A 4,076-nucleotide genomic window follows, 5' to 3' on the forward strand; every position below is an offset into this window, starting at 1 on the left:
AGGGGGTGTGTCATTCGGCCATGACGGAAGGCAGCGGTTCGATGGCGACACCGGCCCAGGGCATGCGCCCGCTCACCCCCCCGCGACATCGCCGGCTTTTTCGCGATGGTCGTCGGCATGTTCATGGCGATTCTGGACATCCAGATCGTCTCCAGCTCGCTGTCGGAAATCCAGGCCGGCCTCGCCGCCAGCGCCGATGAGATCTCGTGGGTGCAGACCTCCTACCTGATCGCGGAGGTCGTGATGATCCCGCTGTCGGGCATCCTGTCGCGCATCATGTCGACCCGCGTGCTGTTCACGCTGGCCGCCGCCGGCTTTACCCTGACCAGCGTCGCCTGCGCCTTCGCCGGCGGCATCGAATCGATGATCGTGTGGCGTGCGCTCCAGGGCTTCATCGGCGGCGCGATGATCCCGACCGTCTTCGCCACCAGCTTCATGATCTTCCCGCCGGAAAAGCGGGCGGGCGTGTCGGTGATGATGGGTCTGGTCGCCACCATGGCGCCGACCATCGGCCCGACGCTGGGCGGTTACCTGACCCAGCACATGTCCTGGCACTGGCTGTTCCTGGCCAACGTGATCCCCGGCATCCTGGTGACTTCGCTGGTCTGGTTCCTGGTCGATGTCGACCGGCCGAATCCGGAGCTGCGCAAGGGCTTCGACTTCCTGGGACTTGCGTTGATGGCGTCCTTCCTGGGCAGCCTGGAATATGTGGTGGAGGAGGGGCCGCGCAACGACTGGTTCGACGACGAGGCGATCTTCACGCTGGCCGTGGTCGCGGCCGTCTCCGCCGTCGGCTTCTTCTGGCGGGTCCTGTCCTACCGCAATCCCATCGTGGAACTGCGGGCCTTCGCCGACCGCAACTTCGCCATCGGGTCGCTGTACAGCTTCATCCTCGGCATCGGACTTTACGGGTCGGTCTATTTGCAGCCGCTGTTCCTGGCTCGTGTGCGTGGCTTCAACAGCCTGCAGATCGGCGAGATCATGTTCGTGACCGGCGCTTTCCAGTTCATGTCGGCGCCCATCGCCGGCGCCCTGTCCAAGCGGATGGATCTGCGCGCCATGCTGGCGCTGGGGCTGATCCTGTTCGGCACCGGCGTTTGGCTGAACAGCCATTACACCGCCGACACAGGATTCTGGGAGCTGTTCCTGCCGCAGGCGGTGCGCGGCATGTCGCTGATGCTGTGCTTCATCCCGATCAACAGCGTGGCGCTGGGCACCTTGCCGCCGGACAAGCTGAAGAACGCATCGGGCCTGTACAACCTGATGCGCAACCTCGGCGGCGCCATCGGGCTGGCGGCGATCAACACGGTGCTGACCGATCGCAACGCGCTGCACCTGAACCGGCTCGGCGACAATGTCAACCTCGCCCGGCCCGAGGTCCAGCAGATGGTCGACAATCTCAGCCAGCGTTTCGACGGTCTGGTGGCCGATCCGACGGCCGCCGCCATGTCCCGGCTGGTCGGGCTGGTCCAGCGCGAGGCACAGATCCTGACCTTCAACGACGCCATGCTGCTGATGTCGGCGGTGTTCTTCGGCGCGCTGCTGTTCATGCCGCTGGTGCGGCGTCCGGGAGGCCCGGTGAAGGCCGATCACTGAGCAGGATAGGTTGCAGCCCGTGGGTTGTGCTATAGCTTGACGGACCCTGTGAACACCCGTCCAAACCCTGCTGAGTGCCATGAGCAAGCGCCAATACACCCGAGCCGAAGTCAAGGAACTGCTGGGCGCGCTGGAGCGTCAGTGCCGCGAAGCCTCCAAGCTCGCCCAATTGGCCGAGCATGAGGCCAGCAAGCACAGCTTCGGCGCCTACCGCGATTTCCGCGACAAGGTGGGAGAGTTCCAGGCGCTGGTCATCCTGATCGAGCAGCGCATGCGCAATCTGGTCGATGCGCGCTCCGACGACCTGCGCGACCAGTTCGAGAAGCTGGACATGGTGATGCTGGCCCTGCTGGTGCGGGCCAGCATGCGCTTCTTCTTCGTTCTGTCGGCCAACCCGATCCTGCCGATGGGTGCGCGCGAGATCTTCGTCGCCGAGCTGCGCAGCCTGCACGATGCGGCGGAGAAGCTGCGGCGCCCCAACTATGCCGGCAAGCTCGGTCCGGAGCTGGACCGCGACCTGGAAACCGCGTCGCTGATCCTGGAAGAGATCATCGACAAGGCGCCAAGCCTGCTGAACTTCCGCGGGGCGCCGGTCAGCGGGGATTAGGGGCGCCCTCAAAAGGCGCCCCGCAGGCTCACTTCGCCAGGAACTGCGCGATCGTCTCGCCGGCCTTGCCGATGTTCACCACGCCGTCGAGATGCCCGAGGGTCGAGGTGATCGACTCGGTGTACTCGACCGCATTGCCCTGCTTCTCCAGCCGGTCCTTCAACGGGCGCATGTTGCGGTCGGGCGGGAAGACGAGGTCGTCGGCCGACGGGATCAGCAGCACCGGGGCCTTGATCTTCGCCAGACCGTCCTCCAGCGAGGCGCCGTTGCCGGTGACGAAGGTCTGGTTGGCCTTCACCAGATAGAGGAAATGGTTTGCGTCGCTGACGGCGGCACGGCCGGCCGCCGCCTTGTCCAGCCAGGCTTCGATGGCGTATTGGTTGCCCATCGCCGCCTTCGGGTCCTTGCCGTCCTCCGCCCATTTGCGGCCGAACGCGGCATCCGCCCATTTCCAGTGGCGGGCCTGCAGGGTGACCAGTTTCAGCGCCTCGGTCAGGCCGGCCTTAGGCTCCGCCTTGCCGTAATAGTCGCCATTGTTCCAGTTGGGGTCGAGCTTGATCGGCGCGGCCCACAGGTTCAGCCAGCCGATCAGGAAGGGGTCGGCCTCCGGTCCGCCGATGGCGGCGATGACGCGCTTGACCATCTCCGGATGGTCGGCCCCCCATTCGAAGGCCTGGAGCGACCCCATCGAGCCGCCCATCACCGCCTGCAGCGTCTTGATGCCCAGGCTGTCGATCAGCGCCTTCTGGACATTGACGAAATCCTGGATGGTGACGATGGGGAAGCTCATGCCATAGGGCTTGCCGGTGTCCGGGTTGATGCTGGCCGGGCCGGTGGTGACGACGGTGGGGTCCTTCGGCGACAGGTTCACCAGCGTGTCGGAGCTGATGATGAAGTATTTGTCGGTATCCAGCGGCTTGCCGGGGCCGATGATGCTGTCCCAATAGCCGGCAGCGGCATCGTCGGCCTTGTATTTCCCGGCGGCATGGCTGTTGCCGCTGAAGAAATGGGTGATGAGGATGGCGTTGTCCTTGGCATCGTTCAGCTTGCCGTAGCTTTCCCAGCCGATCCGGACATTCTTGATCGTCCCGCCACCGGTGGTGGTGTAGGACGGCATCTCGAAGACCTTCTTCTCGACGATGGCGTCGAGCGCCAGGGCGGGCAGGGCGCCGAACAGGCACGCCGCCATGGCGAGGCCGCCGATGCAGCCTGAACGGATGGAACCGCGGACAACCCCACGCATGTGCATCCCCCTACCGATTGCTTGCCGGCCCACTGCTTGCCGGATGGGCAGTCTACCCATACGGCCTGGACTGTCCAGACGCCTTCGATGACGCTTACGATCAGGGGCTGTCTTTAGCGGAGACGCACGGCCGTACCGTTGACCGACACCATCAGCATGCCGTTCTCCTTGCCCAGCACCTCGTAATCGACATCCACGCCGACCACCGCATCGGCGCCCAGCGCGCGGGCCGACTCCTCCAGGTCGGCGAAGGCCGCCTCACGCGCGTCGCGCAGCGCCGCCTGATAGCCGCCCGCCCGGCCGCCGACGATGTCGCGGACGGAGGAAAACAGGTCGCGGAACACGTTGACGCCCATGATCGCCTCGCCGGCGACGATGCCGAGATACTGGGTGATCTGGCGCCCCTCGACGGACTCGGTGCTGGTGACGATCATGACTGCAACTCCTTGCTGATGGCTTCGATGCCGCACAGATGGGGCCGCTCCGGCAGAGTCCAAGGCTGCACTGCGAAATCGCTGCGGGTTCGAGTCGATCGCGCCTTTCTCCCTCGTCCTCCCGCGGACGAGGATATTTTTTGCCTGGCGATCGCGGGAGGACGCGGTTGTGCTATCGTCTCCGCCTAAAGCCGAA

At 65.1% G+C, this 4,076-nt stretch carries 4 protein-coding genes; 2 read left to right on the plus strand and 2 right to left on the minus strand.

Annotated elements, in window-relative coordinates:
• Positions 1-117 precede the first annotated feature (117 nt).
• Together I71_RS14950 and I71_RS14955 are read left to right on the plus strand one after the other, a co-directional pair.
• A complete protein-coding gene (locus tag I71_RS14950; RefSeq protein WP_307188995.1) occupies positions 118-1,596 on the plus strand; it encodes a DHA2 family efflux MFS transporter permease subunit in 1,479 nt (492 codons plus the stop codon).
• Between the two features lie 79 nt (positions 1,597-1,675).
• Entirely contained in the window at positions 1,676-2,203 is a 528-nt protein-coding gene (locus I71_RS14955; RefSeq protein ID WP_042695648.1) for a hypothetical protein, read from the plus strand.
• A gap of 28 nt (positions 2,204-2,231) precedes the next feature.
• Here I71_RS14955 and I71_RS14960 read toward each other — a convergent pair whose 3' ends face one another.
• Positions 2,232-3,446, minus strand: coding sequence for a homoserine O-acetyltransferase (locus I71_RS14960; RefSeq protein WP_042695649.1), 1,215 nt, complete (start codon positions 3,444-3,446; stop codon positions 2,232-2,234).
• A gap of 113 nt (positions 3,447-3,559) precedes the next feature.
• Positions 3,560-3,880, minus strand: a complete 321-nt coding sequence (locus tag I71_RS14965) for a heavy metal-binding domain-containing protein (RefSeq protein WP_042695650.1) — start codon at positions 3,878-3,880, stop codon at positions 3,560-3,562.
• Positions 3,881-4,076: the final 196 nt, after the last annotated feature.

The sequence above is a fragment of the Azospirillum sp. B506 genome, assembly GCF_000333595.1.
Classification (GTDB): Bacteria; Pseudomonadota; Alphaproteobacteria; order Azospirillales; family Azospirillaceae; genus Azospirillum.